Below are 23,028 nucleotides of genomic sequence, written 5' to 3' on the forward strand. Positions count from 1 at the left end.
TCATTCGCGGCGAACTGTAGTTTATTCCGGACCAAATACAGATTCGGCAAGAATCTCGGCAACGTCTTTCGTAAGGACGTGATCGTCGACGCCCTTCATCTTTGTTCCGTCGGACAGCATGGTAAGGCAGTAAGGACAGGCACTGGAGATAATCCCCGGATGAACTTCGAGCGCCTGTTCCGTCCGGGCGATGTTAACACGTTTGCCGGCCTTCTCTTCCATCCACATTCTTCCGCCGCCGGCGCCGCAGCACATCGCTTTTTCCCGGGAACGCTTCATTTCGACGAGTGCGACACCCTGGATAGCCTTCAGCACACTGCGCGGGGGATCATAAACCCCGTTGTAGCGGCCGAGATAGCAGGAATCATGATACGTAATGCGCGCATTAATCGGATACTCAGGAACTAGTTTTCCCTCACGGATCAGCTGATCGAGCAGTTGTGTATGGTGAACGACCTCCGCCTTCAAGCCAAAGTCCGGGTACTCGTTTTTCAATGCATTGAATGTATGTGGACAGGCCGTGACGATCTTCCGGACGTGATACTTTTCAAAAGTTGCAATGTTTTCCCGGCACAGTTCCTGAAACAGAAATTCATTTCCCATCCTGCGCGGCGTGTCCCCGGAGTTTTTCTCCTCATTGCCGAGAATGGCAAAATTCACGCCGGCTTTGTTCAGCAGCCGGACAAATGCACGGGTCACTTTGATCGTCCGATTATCATAAGACCCCATACTCCCGACGAAGAAAAGATACTCGAAATCCGGATTTTCTTTAACCGTCGGGACTTTGAGACCGCCGAGACCGTCCATCCATTTCGTCCGGTCGTTACGGCTCATCCCCCATGGATTACCTTGACGCTCAATGTTCTGCATCGCCCGCTGCGCCTCCTGCGGTACCTTTCCTTCCATCAGTACCAGGTAGCGTCGCAGGTCGAGGAGCTTATCCACATGTTCATTATCAACCGGACACTGGTCTTCACAGTTCCGGCAGGTGGTGCAAGCCCAGATCTCATCTTCCGTGATCACGTCCCCGATCAGCCCAACAGTATCCATCTTCTTTTCCTCATCTTTCTGCCAGTAGCGCTGATGCCAGGCGATCGTGGGTGCGATGTCGGTAATAGGCCGGGCCGAACCAGGAAGAACGGTTGCCCCTGCCGAGAGCGGCTGATCCGGGGGAGTGAATCCGGTCGCTGCCGTCTCGCCGGTCACGCGGCTGTCGATCCATGTTCCTTCCGGGCAGGAAGTCATCTGCATCGCATGGATGCCGTTCTCCTCCTTAAACGGTGGCAGCCATGGTGAGCGTGAGGTGACTGCCGCACCTTTTTCTGTCAGATGATCCCGCATTTTTGTAATCAGATGCATCGGTGAAAGGACTTTGCCGGTCGCTGCTGCCGGGCACATTGACGTGCAGCGGCCGCACTCGACGCAGGCATACAGATCGAGCAGCTGTTTCTGCGTGAAATCTTCGATCCTACCCGCACCGAATGATTCTGCCTGTTCATCTTCAAGATCCACCGGCTGCAGTTTCCCGGGCGGACCGGTCCGGCCTAAAAAGACATTGACCGGAGCTGTAATCAGATGAAAATGCTTTGATTGGGGAATATACAGGGCAAACGACAGCAGGATCAGCAGGTGCGCCCACCAGGCAAAATAATAAAGTCCCGTCGCTGCCGTTGCCGTCATGCCGGGGAATAACGCACCGATCAATGACGACGCCGGAGCGAGCAGTGATCCCGGTTCCCCTGTCCGAAGCCGGTCGAACCCAAGTGTGAACAGAACGGCAAACATCAGGGACGTCAGAAAAATAATAACCAGGCTCGGTTTCCATCCCCGTTTGAGTCGTTTCAGTTTTTCAATATAGCGCCGGTAAAAGGCATAGCCGGCGGCAATCAGGACCAGTAAGGCAGTGAGTTCCTGAGATAACTGGAAAAACGGATAGGCAGGATACGGCAGATGGTGTCCGGTCAGTCCTTTAAAAATAATATCGAGTGCCCCGAATTGCAGAATAATAAAACCGTAGAACATGACAACATGCATCAGACCGCTCTTTCGGTCTTTCAAAAGCTTCTTCTGTCCGAAAACCTTCAGGAGCACCGCGTTGATCCGTTTCCTGGTCTCCTTCGCGAATTGTACCGGTTTTCCCAGCTTAATATTATGATAGCGGCGAAAGATAACCGTCACAGTCATTAAGAGAAAAGCGGCAGTCACCAGGAGAAAAAGAAGAAAGTTGAGCAGCTGCCACATGGCGGACACCTCCTGTTCCCTGTTATTTCCCGGAAATGACGTTTTTGAATTCTGCTGTAAGTTTCGGCACGACGTCAAACAGATCGCCGACCACGCCATAATCAGCAATCTGAAAGATCGGCGCTTCCGGGTCTTTGTTAATCGCGACGATGATTTTAGACTGGCTCATTCCGGCAAGATGCTGGATGGCGCCGGAAATACCGCAGGCAATGTACAGGTCCGGCGTAACTACTTTACCGGTCTGGCCGATCTGCAGCGCGTAATCGCAATACCCGGCATCACAGGCAGCGCGTGAAGCGCCGACCGCTCCGCCGAGTACGTCGGCGAGTTCCTGAAGCGGCTTGAATCCCTCGGCATTTTGCACCCCGCGACCCCCGGAAACAACGACTTTCGCTTCAGTCAGATCGATTCCTGAAGCAGCCCTGCGGACGACTTCCTTGACAACTGTCCGTACGTCCCGGATCGCCACAGGGAACGGAATGATCTGACCGGACCGGGGATCTTCTTTCGTCCGGATGTTGTTCGGGCGCAAGGTGATAAACTGGCGGGAACCGTAAAACATTTTTTGTTCAAAAGCTTTGCCCGCATAGACCGGGCGTGTTAGCAAAACCGTGTCCTTCTCCACGTCAATCGCCGTACAATCGGAGATCAACCCGATATTCAGGCGCTGAGCGACCCGCGGCGCGATATCCTTACCGGTGCCCGTGTGCCCCAGTAAAATCGCATCCGGTGCGAAATGTTCAACGACTTGCAGCATCGCCTGCTTATAAGCATCCGGCGTATAGTGTGCCAGCTGATCATCAGCCAGCACGTAGACTTGATCAGCGCCGAAGCTGGCCAGTTTCTTCACCTGTCCGTCTTCACCGGCACCAAAAATAACCGCTGCCACTTTGCCGCCCGATGCGATCCTCCGGGCTGCGGTCAGACACTCAAATGAGACATTTCTCAACACTCCGTCCTTCTGTTCGGTAAATACAAGGACTTTTTCACTCATTGGTACACCCCTTTCCAAGGAATCCGTCATTTAAACACCTGCTACTTTTATAATGATTCAGGAGAGTCCGCATTTTATCCGCAGAATGGAGGCCAGTTCCTCTACCTGATCATCCAGTTCGCCTTGAAGAATTCTTCCGGGTTCCTTCGGCTGCGGTGCAAACAGCGCGACGACCTGTGCTGTATCCGCCAGTAGTTCTGCTGAAACCAGTTCATCGCCGTTAAATTCCGCAATGGGTTTTCTTTTGGCTTTCATGATTCCCGGCAGAGAAGGATACCGGGGCTCATTAAGCCCCTGTTGCGCCGTAATCAGAGCGGGAAGGGCACAGGTGACAACTTCTGTCGCACCTTCAGCATCCCTCTCCGCCCGGATCCTTCCGTTTTGCACTTTCAGGTTGGTTACTGGACCGATATGGGGCATGTCAAGCTCTTCTGCAAGCCGTATCGGTACCTGTCCGGCACCGGTGTCGACATCAAAATTTCCTCCGAGAATCAGATCATATGTTTCTTTCTTCGCAATGGCAGCGAGTAAAGCAGCAATCGCACGCGCATCTGCTGCAGACGTATTGATCCTGACCGCCTTGTCGGCACCCATGGCGAGTGCCGTGCGCAGCGCACTTTCCGCCTGTTCCGGCCCTGCGGTGACCACAGTCACCGTGCCCCCTTCCGCTTCGCGCAGCCGAAGCGCCTCTTCGATGGCGTATTCATCATAAGGATTAATGATAAATTTAGCGTCAGCATGACTGACTTTTCCATTTTCAATCACAATCTTTTCCTCAGTATCCAGTGTCTGTCTGATACAGACTAATAGATTCATGCAAAAGGCCACCTTTCAGACAATATTGGAAGCGGATACATTTTCAGCTGTTAATTCACTTTCCGGTCACGACCCGACCAGAAAGCTTCTCGTAGTTTCACCTTTTGGATCTTCCCGGATGCCGTTTTCGGGAGTTCTTCGACAAAGGAACAGGACTTCGGTACCTTAAAAGAAGGCAGCAGCGTCCTGCAGAACGCAATCAGATCCTGTTCGGTTGCCGCCGGCATATCTTTTTTGACGACGCAGACTGCATGCGGCACTTCACCCCACTTATCATGCGGGACAGCAATAACGGTCGCTTCCAGGATTGCCGGGTGCCGGTAAAGGACACCTTCCACTTCGATCGATGAGATATTCTCTCCGCCGCTGATGATAATATCCTTTTTCCTGTCGACGATTTCAATATAGCCCTCTTGATCAATCGTCCCCATGTCGCCGGTATAGTACCACCCGTCTTTAAACACTTTCTCTGTTTCGTCAGGTTGGAGCCAGTACCCTTCCATCACACTGTTCCCGCGTGTCACAATTTCCCCGACCTGTGTTCCGTCCGGACGGACATCCTGACCATTCTCATCCACCACTCGGACCTCCATGTTCAGCATGCCAATGCCGGCTTTGGCTTTAATCCGGTGCAGGTTCTCCTTGCTCTGGTCGAGATGGGCCTTTACATGGGATACCGTGAGAAACGGGGCTGCTTCAGTCATTCCGTAAACCTGCACGAATTCCCATTTAAGCTGTTCCTCAACCTTTTGTACGTAAGACGGTGGCGGCGCAGATCCGGCAATCACCACCCGGACGTGGTGCTTCGGTGTGAAAGTCTGTGCCTGCGGATCATTCACCAGCATGCTGAGAACCGTGGGTGCCATGCAGGCAATGGTGACCTTTTCTTCTTTCACCAGCTTGAAAATGTGTGCCGGATCAATTTTCCGAAGCATCACGTGGGTTGCACCCATTCCGGTAAAAGTAAACGGCGTCCCCCAGCCATTGACATGAAAAAGCGGCAGGGTGTGCAATAACACATCATGATCGGAGACTCTCAGGTGAACCACCGTATTCAGAGCATTAAAAAACAGACTCCGGTGCGAATGCATGACACCTTTGGGAAGTCCGGTCGTCCCGCTTGTATACAGGATACTCGCAAGATCCAGTTCATCCATTTCGGGAATTACCGGTTTCTCCGCCGGATACGTTGCCAGCAAAGGTTCATATCCGGTCCAGCCCTCACGTTCCGATACACTCGGCGAAGGCAGAAGCAGAAAATGTTCGATCCGCCGGAGTTCATCCTTTACCGGTTCGATGAGCGGAGCGAGATCCGCATCCGCAAGCAGAATTCCGGCGCCGCTATGGTTGAGAATATACGCGTAGTCTGTTGGCATCAGCCGTGTGTTCAGCGGAACCGTGACGGCACCGATCTGCATGACCCCGAACATACCCTCCAGCATCTGCAGCGTATTCGGTGCCAGATAAGCGACCCGGTCCCCCTTCTTAATGCCCAGACCGGTCAGCATCCGGGACAGCCGGTTCACCCTTTCCTGAAACTGAACGTATGTCAGCCGAATTTCGCCATCCACAACCGCCGTCTTATCCGGGTAATACCTGACTGCCCGCGTCAGTAAGTCCGGAATAAACAGGTGATGCTTCATGTAAACCCTCCTGTCCCAAATGGAATATTATCGTGTCGGCACCGGTTTGACGGATGAACCACGCTTTCACTCAATGCGCGATGGCATCCGGATCTCAATCATTGGCACACTCCGGTTCTGTCTGTTATTTCCCGAGGAAATCCGGTTTGCGTTTCTTCAGAAATGCATTCATCCCTTCTTTCTGATCCTGAGTCATAAAGAGACCGGCAAATTGTTCGGTTTCGTCATGCAGTGCCCGGTTAAATGCTTTCTCCGGACCATCGTTGACGAGCTTTTTGAGCCGCTGCACGGCAAGAGGCGCCTGGCCGGCGATCATTCGCGCCAGTTGGCATGCGTGTACGTCGAGTTCAGCACGCGACGCGTAAACTTCATTAACCAGGCCGATTTCCCTGGCCCGTTCAGCCGGGATGGTGCGTCCGGTGAACAGAAGTTCCTTTGCAAGACCAGACCCGATCAGACGCGGGAGGCGCTGCGTACCGCCAAAACCGGGAATAATCCCGAGTCCGACTTCCGGCTGGCCGAATTGCGCGTTGCGACTGGCAAGCCGGAAATCACAGGCAAGCGCCAGTTCGCACCCCCCGCCCATCGCATATCCATTGACGGCGGCAATTACTGGCTGAGGCAGCTGCTCGATTTTCGCCATCAGCCGGTGTCCGGAGCGTGAAAACCGCTCCGCCTCCCCCGGGGTGTGACCTTCCATTTCACCAATATCAGCCCCGGCGATAAAGGCTCTTTCCCCGGAACCCGTCACGATGACAGCGCGGATCTCCCGTTCTTCCGCAAGATGATCAAAAGCTGCTTCAAGTTCGCGCAACATCCCGGTATTCAATGCGTTCAACGCTTCCGGACGAGTCATTGTCAGCAGCGCCGTATGCGCTTCTGTTTTCAGTGCAACATATTGATAGCCCACGCTCTCATCCCTTAGTCATAAAGATAAAATCCGCGTCCTGTTTTTCTCCCGAGCCAGCCCGCTTCGACATACTTTTTCAGCAGCGGACATGGCCGGTATTTCGTATCTCCGTAGCCTTCATGGAGCACTTCCATGATGGACAGGCAGGTATCCAGTCCGATCAGATCGGCGAGGGCAAGCGGGCCCATCGGCTGGTTTGTTCCGAGCTTCATCACCTGATCAATACTTTCCGGACTGGTAACCCCTTCATACACGCAGTAAATGGCTTCGTTAATCATCGGAATGAGGATCCGGTTTGCCGCGAAGCCCGGAAAATCACGGACCTCGACCGGCACTTTTTGCACTTCTTCGGCCAGAGATTTAACAATCCGGAATGTCCGATCCTCCGTAGCCATCCCTCTGATGACCTCAACAAGCTTCATGACCGGAACCGGATTAAAGAAATGCATACCGGCGACTTTACCCGGTCTGCCTGTTGCCGCAGCAAGCTTTGTGATCGAAATCGACGATGTATTTGTTGTTAAAACGGTTTCCTCATCCGTCAGCTGGTCAAGCTGTCTGAAAATAGTCCGTTTGATTTCCGGGTTTTCCGTCGCCGCTTCGATGACAAATTCCGCATCGCGGATTCCATCAAGATCAGTAACGGGGCGGATCCGGGAGAGCACTGCCTCTTTTTCCTGCTCCGTCTTCCTTCCTTTCGCTACATCCCGCGACAGATTCTCCTCGATTCTCCTGATCCCCATCAGAACACGGGATTTGTCAACATCCTGGAGGAAAACCTTTTTCCCCTGCTCTGCCATGATCTGAGTGATGCCTGAACCCATTTGTCCTGCCCCAATGACAGCTAATTGTCGGATGCACATGAAGCTGTGCGCCTCCTACCTGTTTTGTTTGTGTAAAATTTGTTTACCGTTTGTATTCAGGTTCAGTGACATCATCGTAACGTACGCAATCGCTTCTTTTCGCGATCCCGGGCGAAAATTGGTAAGCGGTTACATATTTAATCAAAAAAATCTGCATGCAAATACCACATGATTCAGACGCCGGATGCTAAGAAGACGGACACCGGTAGTGACGGCTGCGATATCCGGATCGGCTGCCGGGATCTGCCTCGAGAATTTATGCGTGCTTCATCAGGGTATGCCCGGCTGATTTGAAAAAAGCGAGATGCAAACAGGATTCCATTTGTTGGGGCGATGGTGTGAACTGAATAGAAACATTCCGAAAGGACGGTCGTTGTCTGACGAACAGGGCGACGGCAAGAATTCAAGCACAGCATTACTGCTTCTGAGTAGATAAACGTGGTGTGAAAGGACATGTGTACGAAAAGCTTTGCATGCAAGCAAATTTTATAGGGTATCCTCTTCGTTTGTCAATATTTTTGTTTTTCCGGATCGTTACTTCATCACCAGACGCCACATCAAATCGTGTTGAAGTCAGGACAAAAACCGCGGATAACAGCTGAATTCCTAATCTGCAACGGATCTTGTAAACGGGCGAATCTTTTTGATTTTTCAAGAAGGCGAATCGTTTATTCTTGTATTTTTCGCGATCAGGGTTTATATTCATTTCATTCCGAAAGGCTGAACATTAAGTGACGAACGATCCCTGTCAGGTTTATGTGACATCAGGTAGGTAATCAACAGGCAAGCGATCCTGACGAAAATGCTCGTGCCTGTTGTCTTTTTTTACCTTTTTTCAGTTCACCTGTCTCTTTTGAACAATGCCATATTTTTTAATGAGTCCGGCAAGGGGAGGAAATTCCATGAGAGAAGTGGCAATAGTCGGTGCGGCACGCACACCCATCGGTTCGTTTGGCGGAAGTCTGGCCCGGGTCCCGGCCGTCGATCTCGGGGTAACTGCGGCGAAGGAAGCGATCCGGCGTGCCGGAATTTCCGGCAACCTGGTTGATGAAATCCTTATCGGCAATGTTTTGTCCAGCGGACTGGGCCAGAACGTCGCCAGACAGATCGGCATCTATGCCGGAATTCCGGAGTCATCCCCGGCAATCACGGTAAATATGGTCTGTGGTTCCGGTCTGCGCACGGTCATTTTAGGCACCCAGATGATTGCGCTTGGTGACGCGGATGTGATTCTTGCCGGTGGCACGGAAAGTATGAGCCGGGCTCCGTTCCTCGTTCACAATACGCGCTGGGGTAATAAAATGGGTGATTCGAAACTGGTAGATGAAATGCTGCAGGATGCACTGGTCGATGCTTTCAGTCACGACCATATGGGCGTGACTGCTGAAAATGTTGCTGAACGATGGGGGATCAGCCGTGAGCGGCAGGACGAATTTGCACTGAACAGCCAGAAAAAAGCCGAAAAAGCACAGCTTTTCGGTGATTTTGATGCAGAGATTGCACCAGTTGACGTCCCTGACAAAAAGAAAGCGACCGTCATCCGGATTGATGAACACCCGCGTCATGGATTGACAATTGAGAAGCTAAGTAAACTGCGCCCGGTTTTTAAAGAAAATGGCACGGTCACCGCAGGAAATTCATCGGGAATCAATGACGGCGCAGCAATGCTTGTGCTGATCGCACGGGAGAAAGCCGAAGCACTGGGGCTGGATGTGCTGGGCATTGTCAGATCGTATGCCAGTGCAGCCCTCGACCCGAAAATCATGGGTTACGGCCCGGTTCCGGCAACGCAAAAGGCACTGAAAAAAGTGCAGATGGCCATCGGGGATGTCGACCTGTTCGAGATCAACGAAGCTTTTGCCGCTCAGTCTCTGGCAGTACTGGATGATCTGAAAATCGATCCCTCCCGGGCGAATATTAATGGCGGCGCTATAGCACTCGGCCATCCGGTCGGCGCTTCAGGTGCGCGGATTCTCGTGACCCTTCTTTACAACATGAAGCGTACCGGCGCCAAAACCGGCCTCGCAACACTTTGTGTCGGGGGCGGTCAGGGTACAGCCTTGATTGTCGAGCAGCCGTAACGGCAAAAATGTAAGCGCTGTCTTATGCTGCTTTATCCGATCAGAAATGGAGATAAAAAAATGAATAAAGTGATCTCATCAGCTGAGGAAGCCGTCAGCACGATACAGGACGGATCCACTTTGATTGTCGGCGGGTTCGGTTTATGCGGTATCCCGGAGAATCTGATCCGGGGTCTCTGTGAAAGCGGCGTCCGGGATCTGACGGTTGTCAGCAATAATTGCGGTGTCGACGACTGGGGTCTTGGGCTCCTGCTGGAAAACAGGCAGATCAGAAAGATGATCGCCTCGTACATCGGTGAGAATAAACGTTTTGAGCAGCAGTTTCTGCGCGGAGAAATCGAAGTGGAACTCGTGCCCCAGGGGACGCTGGCCGAACGGATCCGGGCAGGCGGAGCCGGCATTCCTGCTTTTTATACGGCAACAGGCGTCGGCACGGAAGTGGCCAAAGATAAAGAACATCAGTTATTCAATGGCCGGACATATATTCTTGAAAAAGCCATCACAGGCGATTTTGCTCTGGTTAAAGCCTGGAAGGCGGATTCTCTTGGAAATCTTGTTTACCGTAAAACAGCCAGGAACTTTAATCCGCTTGCAGCCGCCGCAGGTAAAGTCACGATTGCTGAAGTTGAAGAGCTCGTTGCTCCGGGCTGTCTCGACCCTGATCACATCCATACACCGGGGGTCTTCGTCCAGCAAGTGCTGGCCGGCGGACACTTTCAGAAACGGATCGAACGGCTCATGACGGCACGGGTTTAAGAAGGAGGACTGTCCATGCAGACCAATCGTCAGTTGATTCTAAGACGGGCACTTAAAGAAATTAAAGACGGTATGTACGTCAATCTCGGGATCGGGATGCCGACCTTGATCGCCGACCTGATTCCCGCATCGATACAGGTCATGCTCCAGTCTGAAAACGGACTGCTTGGGATCGGCCCCTATCCCAAAGCGGAAGAAGTCGATCCGGATTTAATCAATGCCGGGAAAGAAACCGTAACCATTAAGCCGGGCGGCTGCTATTTCGACAGTGCCGAGTCCTTCTCGATGATCCGGGGCGGGCACATCGACCTAGCGATTCTCGGGGGCATGGAAGTATCGGGCAGCGGCGATCTGGCTAACTGGATGATTCCCGGTAAAATGGTCAAGGGCATGGGCGGCGCCATGGATCTTGTTCAAGGTGCAAAACGGGTGATCGTCATCATGGATCATGTGAATAAATACGGTGAATCAAAAGTGAAGCAGAAATGTTCACTTCCGCTCACCGGCAGTCAGGTCGTTCACAGCCTGATCACCGATCTGGCCGTCTTCCAGTTTGCAGACGGGAAAATGAAACTGGTGGAGCTGCAGGAAGGTGCTTCGCTTGAAGAAGTCCGCAGCAAAACAGAAGCCGATTATCTTATCGACGATACCCTGCTCCTGAATCGGTAAAAGGGAGACGCGCAGGATCACACTTTTATCAGGCCTGCGCGACCCCGGTTTGTTCTCATCATGAACCGGCAGAAACCGAACCCATTCATTCGGATTCACTTACGCCGATTAAAAACAAATGAAGAAACAGGCCGAATCTGAGTATTGGGCAACTCTGGATGGATGGAAGGCGGCATACGTGAGGATCCCGAAACGATCACGCATGATCCATGAGGCGGCCTTTCGCAGGCTTATCAATAAACCTTCCATCCTGTCTGAAAAACGGTGTTCCGGTCATGTAAAATGCAGCGATTCGATACATTTACCGGCTTTTTTGCAGGATTTTCTGCGTATTTGTCGAAGTATTTAATAATCAATGGAACAGGAGATGATCATATGGCGGAGCCTAAATGTCCGGAGTGCGGAGTTGTCGGCATGGATCATATCGTCTCTGAAGAAAGTGTCCAAAGCAGTGGGGTGGGCGATCCCTTTTTCAATGTGGCTTATTGCGATGAATGCGGCCATATTTACGGGGTCTACGCCAAGACGGTGAATCGCCCTTCAACCAGAATGCCTCCTGTACCAAAACATTATTTTACACGTATCTGAATCACATCGGGCGCCTTTACTTGGTGCCCTTTTTTATTTTCCCTTATGAGCCTTGACACAATCTGTTTTTTTCATGGCCTAAATTTCTCTGTCTCGCTAATGATCGGCGCGAGCAGATCCCGCCAGCCGGTTCTGAGCTCATTCAGCGTCTTAAGAACCGTACCTTTTTCGAATGTTGCCAATGATTCCGGGAGTTCTTCTTCATCACAGATCAAGGTAAGGCCTGCCGGAGTCAAAATAAGATCAACAATCAGATCTTCATATGAAATCATTGTGCTCGTGATCCGCGTATTCCGAACAATGTTGAAATAAGCACCCAGCCAGGTCCCCTGCCGGTTTCTCCAAATATACACATTATATGGCCGCTCTGCCCAGTAATAGGCAAAAGTGACACTTCCGGCCGGAATGTTCATCCCTGCAGAGGCAGACCCGACCGATACCGTCTCAGGCATCACATAACTGAGCACGGCAGCCTCTTTTTCCATCCGGACGACACGACATTCGAAATCTGCAGTTGTTCCATCGTAACGGATCTTGCGTTCGATCATCCGCCCCACACTCCTCTGGTTCAAGCCGGTTTATGCCGCATGCCGTGTCCGGACCGCACCAGGCGGATGCCCGTGATGACTGCACAAACCATGCAAATACCTGCCGATGCGAGAAAAACAAGGTGCATGCTGTAGAGGAAAATTTCCGGATGGCCGGGAATCAGCCCGGTTACCCGATGGCCGGCGACCGACGACATGCTGGCAAACAGCAGTGTGGTGGCAAAAGTGATCCCGCTGATCATGCCGAGATTGCGGATCAGCGCGTTGACGCTGCCGGCACTGCCAAGCTGCGAACGCGGCACGGTCGACATGATCAGCGAATTATTCGGTGACATGAACATACCGCTGCCGATCCCGAGCATGGCAATGAGCAGACCCACATAAGCAAGCGGGCTCGTGCCATTAAGGAACCCGAGTCCGACTTGTGCGGCAACCAGAACGAGCAGCGCCGCAAAGGTCAGAATTTCCGATCCGATTTTATCGGAAAGCGCCCCGCTCAGCGGCGCAACAACGGCCATCATGACCGGGAACAGCATCATCAGCAGGCCGGAATCCCGGGCGGACATGTTCAGGATATCCTGAGTGTAAAAAGGGGCAATGATGTTAAAGCAGAAATTCGCCAGAAAAACGAGATAGCCGCATAGAATACCAATCGAAAACAGAGGATTGCCGAACAGCCTCAGCTGCAGCATCGGTTCTTTTTTCCGCCACTCAACGCGCAGAAACACGATCAGGAAGACGGCTGACAGAACCAGCACGCCGGCAATACTTCCATTGTTATAACCAAAGTGCTGGCCGAGCAGCAAGCCGGCAAACAGGAGAATGATGAACATCCCGAACACGAACGTGCCCGTTTTGTCCAGACGCCCTTTCGCCCGGAAGAGATCCTTTGGAAGAACACGCTGACCGAGAAGCATGACTACAATGCCGATCGGGACATTAATCCAGAAAATATAGTTCCAGCTGAGTGCGGACACAACGACACCGCCGATACCCGGCCCGGCAATACTGCCCAGCGAAACAAAAGTGCCGATCAGGCCGAGCGCCCGGCCACGCTCCGTTCTCGGAAAAATATCGGTGGCGATCCCGAAATTGTTGGCCATGGTCATCGACGCACCGAGTGCCTGAACCGTACGGCCAAACAGAAGCAAGGCAAACGTCACCCCGAAGCCGCTGATCAGCGAGCCGAGAATGAACAGCAGCGTACCGATTTTAAAAACAAATATTTTGCCCAGCATATCTCCGAGCCTGCCGAACAGCAGAATCAGCACGCAAATGACCATTAAGTAAATGGTTACGATCCATTGGCTGCTGGCAATCGGCAGATTCAGGTCTTTCGAGATCTGCGGCAGCGCAACATTCACAATGCTCGCATCAAGCGTAGACATAAAGGTGAACAGATTGACGACAATCAGAATCAGCCAGCGTTTCTTCTGAACCCTTTCATCGTCCTGATAAGTTCTTGGTAATGAATTCGTTGTTTCCATAGAGTCCTCTCCCAGTAATGTACATTCGGTCGTTTTCACAATGTCCGGAAAATCAATAAAACGTATTGCTGATAAACACGCACAAAAAAAAAGCCAATTACAGAGTAACGGAAATGGGCTTAAATAATCAAAAGTTCAGCTTAAACCTTCGAAAATTTTTTTCGTGGTAATTGGGCGACCGGTAAATTCTGTTTTAATGACCAGGCTGGCTGTTCAGAAAGTTTCGGTTCCGGTAGACATAAAAAGATGAGGCAACCAGGATCACGGCGGAAAGTGTAAAACTTCTGCAAACCCCGAAAGTGTCAGTAAACCACCGCCGCCATCCAAACCACTGAGGCGACTGTCCCTGACATTTCGACGACACCCATCGTCCGTAGTACCGGCGTGAACCAGATTGCTGCCCACCCTTCTCTGACTGAGTGTCATTTCCCGCCCGATGAATCCGCCGGACGAGCGGCTATCCCATCCTCTGCCTGTATCATCATCATGACTGTTGATGGCAGAAACAGAAGCAGGATCAGCCAGATCATTCCGGTGCCGCCCAGCTGCAGAAAATGATCGACTGATCCAGTACAGACAAGAAACCGTTGGCATGCACTAAGTGCGCTTTCTCGACCAGAAACGGAACCATGGCATTCCTTACCGGGGAATTCAAATGTCCTTTGCAAAAAAAGTAGACATGATTAACGCGCATCTGTTACTATTTCAGACAGTTAACACTGGAAACTGCCTGAAGAAAGGATCTGCGCCATGGAAACTGAACCCATAAAATCAGTTATTCATAACATCCTGCTCCCCGGCAGCTTCGTAAAAAAAACGAGAGTCCAGGGTATGGCTAACGGATTGCTCAATGAACACGGGTACCTACAGCGGAAAACAGCAGCCAAATTTAACAAACAAAGCGTAAACAGTCATGGAGGATCAGCAAATGAACAAGCAAACCGTGCTCGTTACCGGCGGCTCCGGGTATCTTGCCTCCTGGATCGTCAATGATCTGCTGGAACTGGGACATGATGTACGGATCACTGTCAGAAATCAAGCCAATCGCCGGAAATATGAGCATCTTTTAAAACGTGAACAGGAGACATCAGGCACGCTGACTGTCTTCGAAGCCGACCTGTTGAGAGAAGGCAGTTTTGACGAAGCTGTCGAGGGCTGCAGCCTGGTATTTCATACCGCATCTCCCTTCACCATTGCCGGAATTAAAAATCCGCAGGAAGAGCTGATTCAGCCTGCTGTCCAGGGAACGCTAAACGTCCTTAATGCGGTCAATCAATCGGACACGGTACGGCGGGTGGTTCAGACCAGCAGTGTCGCCGCCATTTATGGGGATAACTGTGAACTGAAAAACAAAGAAGCTTTTACAGAAGCGGACTGGAACGAGACCAGTACAAGCAGTCATCAGCCCTACAGTTTTTCAAAAACACTGGCGGAAAAAGAAGCCGTGAAAATGGGCCGTGAGCAAAATCAGTGGGATCTGATCCGGATCAATCCGTCCCTCGTTCTCGGTCCATCACTGACGCGCAGAAAAGATTCAACGAGTATTGCCGCCATCCTGAGTTTTCTGGACGGCAGTTATCAGATGGGCGTCCCGGACTACACAACCGGTTTTGTCGATGTCCGGGATGTCGCGACTGCGGAAATCACCGCAGGTTTCAGTGAAAGCGCCGCCGGACGTTATATTGTATCGGCCGGTGAAACCTCACTGATCCGAATCGCAGAAACACTGGAAACAATTTTTCCAGCACGGTTTCCATTACCCAAACGGGTCATCCCGAAACTGCTCTTCTGGCTTGTCGGTCCGCATTACGGCTTTACACGTAAAGTGGTTTCCAGAAATGCCGGTTACCCGCTTCGATTCAATAATCGGAGAAGTATCGACGAACTGGGCATCACCTACCATAATCTGACGGAAATCCTGCACGATCAGGTCGAACAGCTGGCGCACGACGGACTCCTTGATCAGGCAAAATAAAGCGAAGATGTCTCAACCAAATGATGCGGCTGAGACATCTTTTATCATCGAAGGGATCATGATATTGATGAGAACGGCTATCGCCTACGGAACGAAATACGGAAGTACCGCAGAAGTTGCCCGGCGCTTGAAGTGTGTGCTCGGCGAAACCACTGATCTCTTTGACATTACAAAAGGTCAGATCCCCTCTCTGGCCGATTATGACACAGTGATTATTGGCGGATCGATCTACATGGGACGGGTTCAAAAGAAACTAATGGCATTCCTGAAAGTTTCCGGCGAGGCACTGTTACAAAAAAAGATCGGTCTTTATCTGTGCGCAGCCCACCCTGACCCTAAAGCCAGACGGGACGAACTGGCCGGTGCCTTTCCGAAACAGCTTTGTGATCATGCACTGGTTAAGGACATTCTCGGCTATGCCCTTCATTTTGAGAAAATGACTTTTCTCGACCGGCTGATCATGAGCAAGGTCAAGGGAGACAAGATCAGTACTTCAGCTTTTGATCAGGAAAAAATTGTTGCATTCGCCGAAGCAATAAAAAAAAGCGCCCTGGGCGCGTAATCCGGCACAAGGCAGGATGTTGGCTTTAAATCAGCGCACGGCAAACTGATTCTGCTGCTCATCTCGGTCACTTTTCTTACCGGTTATCTGTTCAAGACGATCCTTGATTACCGGCACCGGCACCTGAAACGTATCTTCCATCTCTTCAACGGAGCAGCCTCTTGCCGCCATACTCTTAACCTTAGTTTCGGGCATCAGCAGCTGACGGGCGAACTGGTCTGCCTCAGCTTCTTTATGATTCACATAATCGGAAACATAATGATAATCACAGTAGAACTGAATTTCTTTATAGGCTGACAGATGAAGAAAGTAATGGCCAAGTACATGCGCCAGCATCAGACGTTCACGCTTATGTTCCTCTCCATCGTTGAGGAAGATGAAAATGCCGTCGCTGTTCTTCTTGATGACACCGAAAATACTCGTGTAGTCAAAATCAGCATGCATCACGCTGATCTTTTCTGCCCTGGCAATTTTCATCAGATCAACCGGCATCTTCTCCTCTTGCCTGTATTTCTTCAGTACCTGTTTTGCTTCACTTACTGCATTCATTGCTATAGCCTCTCATTCGCAATTGATTCATCGGCATCGACTGAACGGTCATGTTGCGTTTTGGAAACTTTTATTCCTAATTACAATATAGTCTTGTTGTCAAAGAATAACAACTTACCTGTGTGATCCGTGGTATGATAATTTCATATGTCGAGAGAATGTTGCCCTCATTCCTGATGGCCATTCACTGAACGATGAGGGACGGAGGAATTCAATGCTTGCCTATCTTCACCTGCTTGTAACCATTACTGTACCGATTGTCATCATCTGCGGCTGTGGGTTTATGCTCCAAAAAAGACGACCGATAGATACAAAGCTGCTGGCTGATATCAGTCTCTACATCCTCGCCCCTGCACTGATTCTTTATGCGCTGGCCGGGGCGCACCTTCAGGGAAAAAGTGTCATGCAAATCTTTTTCTTTACACTGATCATGACCGTCCTGCTCTACGGACTGGCAACAATAACTGCTAAACTGGCAAGGATATCAGTCAGTGAGAGACAGGGTTTGACTCTGACGACGCTTTTCAGCAATGCAAACAATTACGGCCTCCCCGTTCTGCTCCTTGCTTTCGGGAGCAGGGGATTTGCCCTGGGTGCTATTTATGTGGTCGGTCAGGTCGTTCTTGTGAATGTCCTCGGCATGTACCTCGCTTCCCGCACCAAACTAAACGGTGGGCAAGCGATTGTTCACATTCTGAAAACGCCGCTGATATACGCCTGTCTCGCCGGCTTGCTTCTTGATCTGCTTCAGCTGCCGCTTCCCGTGGGAACAGATACGGCCGTGAAAATGCTCGGAGCTGCCTATCCTGTCCTTGTTCTGATGATCCTGGGAATCAAACTGGGTTCGACTCAACTGGCGGGATTGCGCAGTTCAACCGTATGGATCGGTATCATTCTCCGTCTGGTTGCGGTACCCGTCCTGGCAAAACTGGTTCTGGTCGCCCTTGGTATTCACGGCTTGCTTGCCTCCGTTCTGTTTGTTGAAGCCAGCATGCCTGCTGCCATTAATACCGTCACCCTCGCTGAAAAATTCGATGGCGATTCCGAAACTATTTCTCTGGTCGTCTCGATCACGACCATCCTCAGTTTTGTCTACCTTCCGCTGTTTATTGCGATCAGCTAAACAGCTAAACGAGCTGAAGTGCTGGTGCAGTACTGTTTACATGACTGAGACCGATCACTTTTTCCCGGCTGGGCAGTCTCACACAAACGGGCAGTATTCACAGGATGGTGAGGTTTTACAGCGCTGCTCGTCGTGAATTTCACGCAAGCGACGGCTTTTTCGTTATCCTTGCAGATTTTCGATGGTCTTGCGATCTTCAGCTATGGTCGAAAAGTCATAGTTATTCTGCCACCGATTCAATATATCGGCGTAGATCTGTTTATGTTTTAGATTATGCTTGTCGATAGACACGGCGTAATATAGCCAGTCAACACGTTGCCGAGTGCGCTCCTTTGGATTGTCGATCATTCGAAGAAGATACCTTTTCGCCACTTCATCAGTAACACCCGCTCGGTTGATATTTTTGTCCCCGAATGGATTCGGTGCCATTATGCTGTCAGTACCAACATTCTTATATTTCGATGGATTCTCGTCATAGATCGCCAGCGCTTCACTGTCGGACATGACATTTCCACCCGTTTCCCACCGGTCATATTTATAACTCTTCGGATCTTTTACAGGCGGTATCACCGGGCGTATAGCCATCATCAAGTGTTTCTGTGACCGTTTCAGCGTGTTCGTTTGTTGGGACAACAAATGTATTTTCTTATTACTTTGAACAACTTTCTGATGACTTGCGGAATAGTTCACTGCAAGAGTGACATTTGCAACAAGGCTAACGCAGAGGACAATAAGCAGGATAAAGCTCGTCTTTTTCATGAATTCAACCCCTGTATTATTTTCTATGTATATCGTAACATGAACTATTAGTGAAAATTCATTTGATTTCGATAATTTAGCAACACGAAAAAGGGAGAACCCCTGTTTCCAGAGTCATCCTCCTTGTTTATGATGAATGGTACATACTTGCCTGGCAGACTTCAGCAAACGGACATCCTTGACACATCGGTGTTTCCTTGCACCGCGACTTTGCGTGAACATCAATCAGTGCATGATATTCCTGATAAACGCGCAGATCATCCGGCAGACACCGTTCCACTTCCTTCCGGACAGCTTCATACTTCTTCGGAACCTGGTCACCCAGACGGGTAAAAAGCCTTCTCGCATAAGCATCCGCGATGAAAAAGGGTTTGCCAAATGCGTAGACCAGCATGGCGTCCGCCGTCTCCTTCCCAATCCCGTACACAGCCAGAAGTTGTTTGCGAAGCGCATACCCGTTTTCTGCAGCAACTTTCTCAGGTCGATAATCATAATCTTTATACCAGGCGAGGAAAGCGCGTATTCTTCTAGTTTTAAGCCGATAGAAACCGGATGAACGAATACACTCCGCCAGTTTCTCCGGCGGCAGCTTCTCCATTTTTTCCGGGCTGAGATACGGCTTTAGTTTTTTCAGGGCCAGATCAACATTTTTCCAGGCCGTATTCTGCGTGAGTATGGCGCCGATCAGCATTTCAAATGTAGACTCTGCAGGCCACCAGTGCTGCGGCCCGTAATAGCTCATTAAGATATGATAGCGTTTCAAATGATTCGGAATCAAATGGGACACCTCTGTCATTTTTCGATCAGAATGGCTTTAATCAGTGTTTTCAGAGACTCTTGTAAAACCAAAATGAGCGTATAACGACTGAATGTAATCCTGTGCTTCAATTTTTACCGGGACGAGCGGCGGGTACCCGTCCAAAAGTCACCACATCTTCTTCTCTGAAAATCCGTGCATCGGCAGCGATCCGTTCGTGTTCATCCGTTGCGAAGACATGCAGACTGTCCGGGTCATGATTATCGATCTCGTGATAGGGGCAATTCTGTTCAACCACAAAAACCGTTTCACGTGCTTTAAAAATGGCGAACAGTTCCCTTACGGACAATTGGGAAATTTTTTTGCCTGCCAGTTCGGTTTCATGCATCTTCACATCCTTCCGCTAATCCTTACTTTACCGCTGATAAAAATAGATTTGGTATAATAAGTGTCATTAATAAGGACGGTGAACGCAATGAAAGATGTCAGGCGTGGCTATGCTCCGGAAGATGAACACCAATTCAACGAGAAACAGGTTCAGAAACTCCGCACAGCGCAGCACGACTTAATTTATCTGCTGAATCACAATTATCCGATGAAGACAGCCACCACGTTTGTCGGAAATCACTTTCAGCTGTCCGGCAGGCAGCGGACCGCACTGATGCGTTCCTCGTGCAGTACTGCCGATCTTCGAAACCGAAAAGTGCGACAGATCACCGGAACTCTTGCGGGACGAACACTTTTTATCGACGGATTCAATCTGGTCATCACGCTGGAAACCGCTCTGTCCGGGTCAACGCTCCTCTCCTGCATGGATGGGACCATCCGCGATCTTTGCGGCCTTCACGGGACCTACCGGCTGATAGACAGAACCACTGAAGCCCTGAATCTGATTGGAAATGAGCTGAAGAAGTTATCTGCTGTCGCTGCTGTCTTCATTCTGGACAGGCAAATCTCCAATTCCGGCCGATTGAAAAGCCGGATCATGGATCAGCTGCAAACATTTTCCCCGGTGGCGGTTCAGCTGAGCAATCATGCGGATACACTGCTGATGCAGCAGAACTGTGTGGCCACTTCTGATTCAGGTATTCTTGATCAATGCCGCGATTGGGTGAATCTGGCTCGGTCGATCATCGAAAACAGTCTTCCGGAAATCAGACCTGTCGACCTGTCCGGAAAACGGATAGAGCAGATATCGTGACTTACATTGGCGATTTCATCAATCGGCTTCACGCAAACTCTTTTCGCTCGGCAGAAACAGCGTGATCAAGGCTGCGGCAAACGGCAGAAAAGCGAACAGGTTGAACACTGCAGCGACGCCGAACATGTCAGACAGCCAACCGATCAGTGTCGCACCGATCCCGCCGGCTCCGATCCCGAAACCGACCATCAGTCCGGAAACCAGACCGATATTTCGCGGAAACATTAACTGGCCGTACACAACAGTTACCGCAAACGAAGACAGAACAAACAGGCCAAAAATGAATAGAACGATGATCGACCAGATACCGTGGACATGCGGCAGCATCCAGGCAAACGGAATCGTTACCACCATCGAGACAAACAGCAGCCATTTATGACTGATCCGGTCAGAGAACCGGCCACCGAGAAAAGTACCGAGGGCACCGGCGGCCAGGAAAAGGAAAGTCATCAAATCACCGTATTTCAGCGGGATACCCTGATGCAAGTAAAGAAACGGCAGAAATCCGGCAACCCCGATCTGTGTCCATGACCTGAAAATAACAACAATGGTCAGCAGAATCAGTCCGCCGGGATGGTTCCTCCCCCTTATTTCCGACTGATGGGCTCTGTTTCTGATCAAACTCTGTTTGTACCATGGCATGATGGAGGAAACAAGGGCAAATGCGCCGACGGTCACCAGGGCAAACCATCCGAGCCCATGCAACCCGGAGGCAATCAGAAACAGCGGCAGAAGCAACGGCCCGCATGCCTGTCCGAAATTGCCGCCGACCTGAATGATCGCCTGTGCCGTGCCGCGCGCGGTTCCGGCCGCCATATAGGCACCACGCATTGCTTCCGGATGAAAAATACCGGACCCGATACCGGACAGGCCGACCAGAATGAGTAAAATCCAATAAGCCGGTGCAAATCCGGAAGCCGTCAATCCGAAACCGGTCAGGCAAATACCGGCCGGCAGGAACCAGGTCTTCGGATGTTTATCCGTCACCATGCCGAAGATAGGCTGAGAGACGGATGACGTGATCATCGACACAAATAAAATAATCCCGGCCTGGAAATAGTTCAGATCAAATGCCTGCTTGTAGAGCGGCAACAGCGCCGGAACGAGCCCGGTCGTCATCACATCGTTAAAAAAATGAGCCAGGCTCAGGCTGAACAGTTGCCTCGGCGCACCGAGATGTCTTGCCGTTCCCAGCGAATGTTCTATGACACTCATCACTATTGCCTCCCGTACAATCCGCGAATACTTATATACTAGCAAAAAAGATTTCGTGCTATGTAATAATATGCCTCCGGTTTGCCGAATCGTAATCATTGTCTGGCGGAAATGTTCCCTTAATCTTCTTTTTTGAACGCAGTACCAGGCAGGAATCCGGCAGTTCAGATAGAATTTTTTATATGGAATCGAGGTGAAACGATGTACGCAAAACCCCTGGAACTGCCCTTTCATATTTTGCAATATCAAGCTTGTTTGAACCGGCTTGATCAAGAGCATCCCGCCCGGAACAGTCTCGACAGCCGGTATAATAAGACAATGACCGGTTATCGGGGTGAAGCACTGATTGCTTATTATCTGGACACACTTCCTGAAAATGATTACTTCCTCTTTCATAACCTCAGATTCGAGAAACATGCTCAAGTTTTTCAGATTGACTGGTTGATCCTGACGCAACGCTTCTTTCTTATTCTTGAGGTCAAACATATCAAAGGAAAATTGATCTTCGAAAGTGACTGCTCACAAATGCTGAGAGAAATCGACGGACAAATCGATGTGTTTGACGATCCGGTCCTACAGGTAGAGCGCTCGGAGGATCTCCTGTCCAAATGGATTGAGTCCCATCAGGAGGCTGCTCTTCCCAGCGAATCCCGAGCCGTAATCACGTCGAACGCTCAGCTGGAGATCCGGAACAACCAGAATCCTTCAATGAAACTCATCCGAAAGTCTGCTCTCCTGAAAGAAATGAACCAGATCAATTATCTGCATCGGGATCCTGTCATCTCGAAGAAAAATTTGTCGCTGATTTCTCGATTTCTATTGAAAAGTAATCATCCTCTTGTTCTCAATTTATTCTCCTCTTACAAGGAACTAAAGCCCCGGGACATAATAAGAGGCGTTCAATGCCCTGATTGCAGCCATTTCCATTTGATCCGCAATAAGCGCAGCTGGTATTGCCCAAAATGCCGGCATTTTTCAAAAGATGCCCACATTGCCGCACTTCGCGACTACCTGCTTCTCTTTGGATCCAGAATAACCAATAAACAGTGCAGAGCATTTTTGATGATAAAATCCAGCGCAGTGGCCAAACGGCTGTTACATGAAGTTTGTGATCATTTTGATGGTGAAAAAAAAGGCCGAGTCTATTATCTAGCAAAAAATCTTCTCATTTCGGATAAAAATCGATAAAAGCTGCACGACGGGCGATATATCTCCACGAATGGCGATATTTTTCTACGACGGGCGATATATCTCCACGAACGGCGATATTTTCCTGCGACGGGCGATATAT

At 50.4% G+C, this 23,028-nt stretch carries 23 protein-coding genes; 10 read left to right on the plus strand and 13 right to left on the minus strand.

Going from position 1 to position 23,028, the window contains the following annotated elements:
* Positions 1–21: 21 nt before the first annotated feature.
* The 6 genes from D889_RS0109950 to D889_RS0109975 form a co-directional block, all read right to left on the minus strand.
* Positions 22–2,241 (minus strand): heterodisulfide reductase-related iron-sulfur binding cluster, encoded by a 2,220-nt coding sequence (locus D889_RS0109950; RefSeq protein WP_010632015.1) that lies wholly within the window; start codon positions 2,239–2,241, stop codon positions 22–24.
* A 22-nt stretch (positions 2,242–2,263) separates the two neighbouring features.
* The gene (locus D889_RS0109955; protein ID WP_010632016.1) at positions 2,264–3,235 is read right to left on the minus strand and encodes an electron transfer flavoprotein subunit alpha/FixB family protein; all 972 of its coding nucleotides are present in this window, start codon (positions 3,233–3,235) and stop codon (positions 2,264–2,266) included.
* 57 nt (positions 3,236–3,292) lie between these two features.
* A complete protein-coding gene (locus D889_RS0109960) occupies positions 3,293–4,051 on the minus strand; it encodes an electron transfer flavoprotein subunit beta/FixA family protein (protein ID WP_010632017.1) in 759 nt (252 codons plus the stop codon).
* A gap of 50 nt (positions 4,052–4,101) precedes the next feature.
* On the minus strand, positions 4,102–5,694 hold the full coding sequence (locus D889_RS0109965) for a long-chain-fatty-acid--CoA ligase (RefSeq protein ID WP_010632018.1): 1,593 nt from the start codon (positions 5,692–5,694) through the stop codon (positions 4,102–4,104).
* Between the two features lie 124 nt (positions 5,695–5,818).
* On the minus strand, positions 5,819–6,604 hold the full coding sequence (locus D889_RS0109970) for an enoyl-CoA hydratase/isomerase family protein (RefSeq protein WP_010632019.1): 786 nt from the start codon (positions 6,602–6,604) through the stop codon (positions 5,819–5,821).
* A gap of 11 nt (positions 6,605–6,615) precedes the next feature.
* On the minus strand, positions 6,616–7,467 hold the full coding sequence (locus D889_RS0109975; protein ID WP_010632020.1) for a 3-hydroxybutyryl-CoA dehydrogenase: 852 nt from the start codon (positions 7,465–7,467) through the stop codon (positions 6,616–6,618).
* 168 nt (positions 7,468–7,635) lie between these two features.
* Here D889_RS0109975 and D889_RS15895 point away from each other — a divergent pair, with 168 nt between their 5' ends.
* The 5 genes from D889_RS15895 to D889_RS15410 all read left to right on the plus strand — a co-directional run bounded on the left by D889_RS15895 (position 7,636) and on the right by D889_RS15410 (position 11,561).
* Positions 7,636–7,761 carry a hypothetical protein gene (locus tag D889_RS15895; protein WP_274517445.1) on the plus strand — a complete coding sequence of 42 codons (126 nt, stop codon included), beginning with the start codon at positions 7,636–7,638 and terminating at the stop codon, positions 7,759–7,761.
* Positions 7,762–8,369: 608 nt separating this feature from the next.
* The gene (locus D889_RS0109990; protein WP_010632021.1) at positions 8,370–9,548 is read left to right on the plus strand and encodes an acetyl-CoA C-acetyltransferase; all 1,179 of its coding nucleotides are present in this window, start codon (positions 8,370–8,372) and stop codon (positions 9,546–9,548) included.
* A 60-nt stretch (positions 9,549–9,608) separates the two neighbouring features.
* Positions 9,609–10,304, plus strand: coding sequence for a CoA transferase subunit A (locus D889_RS0109995; RefSeq protein WP_010632022.1), 696 nt, complete (start codon positions 9,609–9,611; stop codon positions 10,302–10,304).
* Positions 10,305–10,319: 15 nt separating this feature from the next.
* A complete protein-coding gene (locus D889_RS0110000; RefSeq protein ID WP_010632023.1) occupies positions 10,320–10,973 on the plus strand; it encodes a 3-oxoacid CoA-transferase subunit B in 654 nt (217 codons plus the stop codon).
* 375 nt (positions 10,974–11,348) lie between these two features.
* Positions 11,349–11,561 carry a hypothetical protein gene (locus tag D889_RS15410; protein WP_018962321.1) on the plus strand — a complete coding sequence of 71 codons (213 nt, stop codon included), beginning with the start codon at positions 11,349–11,351 and terminating at the stop codon, positions 11,559–11,561.
* 71 nt (positions 11,562–11,632) lie between these two features.
* Here the strand turns inward: D889_RS15410 and D889_RS0110010 are convergent, their stop codons facing one another.
* Together D889_RS0110010 and D889_RS0110015 are read right to left on the minus strand one after the other, a co-directional pair.
* Positions 11,633–12,109 carry a ribonuclease FAU-1 family protein gene (locus D889_RS0110010; protein WP_010632024.1) on the minus strand — a complete coding sequence of 159 codons (477 nt, stop codon included), beginning with the start codon at positions 12,107–12,109 and terminating at the stop codon, positions 11,633–11,635.
* Between the two features lie 20 nt (positions 12,110–12,129).
* On the minus strand, positions 12,130–13,596 hold the full coding sequence (locus D889_RS0110015; protein WP_010632025.1) for an MFS transporter: 1,467 nt from the start codon (positions 13,594–13,596) through the stop codon (positions 12,130–12,132).
* Between the two features lie 928 nt (positions 13,597–14,524).
* On the opposite strand from D889_RS0110015, the gene D889_RS0110030 reads away from it, so the two are divergent.
* Complete coding sequence (locus D889_RS0110030; protein WP_010632026.1) at positions 14,525–15,571, plus strand: NAD-dependent epimerase/dehydratase family protein; 1,047 nt, start codon at positions 14,525–14,527, stop codon at positions 15,569–15,571.
* Positions 15,572–15,638: 67 nt separating this feature from the next.
* Complete coding sequence (locus tag D889_RS0110035) at positions 15,639–16,133, plus strand: flavodoxin domain-containing protein (protein WP_018962324.1); 495 nt, start codon at positions 15,639–15,641, stop codon at positions 16,131–16,133.
* Positions 16,134–16,163: 30 nt separating this feature from the next.
* Here D889_RS0110035 and D889_RS0110040 read toward each other — a convergent pair whose 3' ends face one another.
* Entirely contained in the window at positions 16,164–16,682 is a 519-nt protein-coding gene (locus D889_RS0110040) for an ImmA/IrrE family metallo-endopeptidase (RefSeq protein WP_010632028.1), read from the minus strand.
* A gap of 214 nt (positions 16,683–16,896) precedes the next feature.
* Between D889_RS0110040 and D889_RS0110045 the strand changes: the two genes are divergently transcribed.
* Entirely contained in the window at positions 16,897–17,805 is a 909-nt protein-coding gene (locus D889_RS0110045) for an AEC family transporter (protein WP_010632029.1), read from the plus strand.
* 162 nt (positions 17,806–17,967) lie between these two features.
* Here the strand turns inward: D889_RS0110045 and D889_RS0110050 are convergent, their stop codons facing one another.
* The 3 genes from D889_RS0110050 to D889_RS0110060 all read right to left on the minus strand — a co-directional run bounded on the left by D889_RS0110050 (position 17,968) and on the right by D889_RS0110060 (position 19,709).
* The gene (locus D889_RS0110050) at positions 17,968–18,564 is read right to left on the minus strand and encodes a DUF6241 domain-containing protein (protein ID WP_010632030.1); all 597 of its coding nucleotides are present in this window, start codon (positions 18,562–18,564) and stop codon (positions 17,968–17,970) included.
* Between the two features lie 127 nt (positions 18,565–18,691).
* Positions 18,692–19,342 (minus strand): endonuclease III domain-containing protein, encoded by a 651-nt coding sequence (locus D889_RS0110055; protein ID WP_010632031.1) that lies wholly within the window; start codon positions 19,340–19,342, stop codon positions 18,692–18,694.
* A gap of 106 nt (positions 19,343–19,448) precedes the next feature.
* Positions 19,449–19,709 (minus strand): GNAT family N-acetyltransferase, encoded by a 261-nt coding sequence (locus D889_RS0110060; RefSeq protein WP_010632032.1) that lies wholly within the window; start codon positions 19,707–19,709, stop codon positions 19,449–19,451.
* Positions 19,710–19,796: 87 nt separating this feature from the next.
* Here D889_RS0110060 and D889_RS0110065 point away from each other — a divergent pair, with 87 nt between their 5' ends.
* A complete protein-coding gene (locus D889_RS0110065) occupies positions 19,797–20,522 on the plus strand; it encodes a DUF434 domain-containing protein (protein ID WP_010632033.1) in 726 nt (241 codons plus the stop codon).
* Positions 20,523–20,540: 18 nt separating this feature from the next.
* Here D889_RS0110065 and D889_RS0110070 read toward each other — a convergent pair whose 3' ends face one another.
* Positions 20,541–21,737, minus strand: coding sequence for an MFS transporter (locus D889_RS0110070; protein ID WP_010632034.1), 1,197 nt, complete (start codon positions 21,735–21,737; stop codon positions 20,541–20,543).
* Positions 21,738–21,938: 201 nt separating this feature from the next.
* On the opposite strand from D889_RS0110070, the gene D889_RS0110075 reads away from it, so the two are divergent.
* Complete coding sequence (locus D889_RS0110075) at positions 21,939–22,925, plus strand: nuclease-related domain-containing protein (protein WP_010632035.1); 987 nt, start codon at positions 21,939–21,941, stop codon at positions 22,923–22,925.
* The last annotated feature ends 103 nt before the right edge of the window (positions 22,926–23,028 follow it).

It is taken from the genome of Sporolactobacillus vineae DSM 21990 = SL153, from assembly GCF_000377985.1.
GTDB classification, from domain to species: domain Bacteria; phylum Bacillota; class Bacilli; order Bacillales; family Sporolactobacillaceae; genus Sporolactobacillus; species Sporolactobacillus vineae.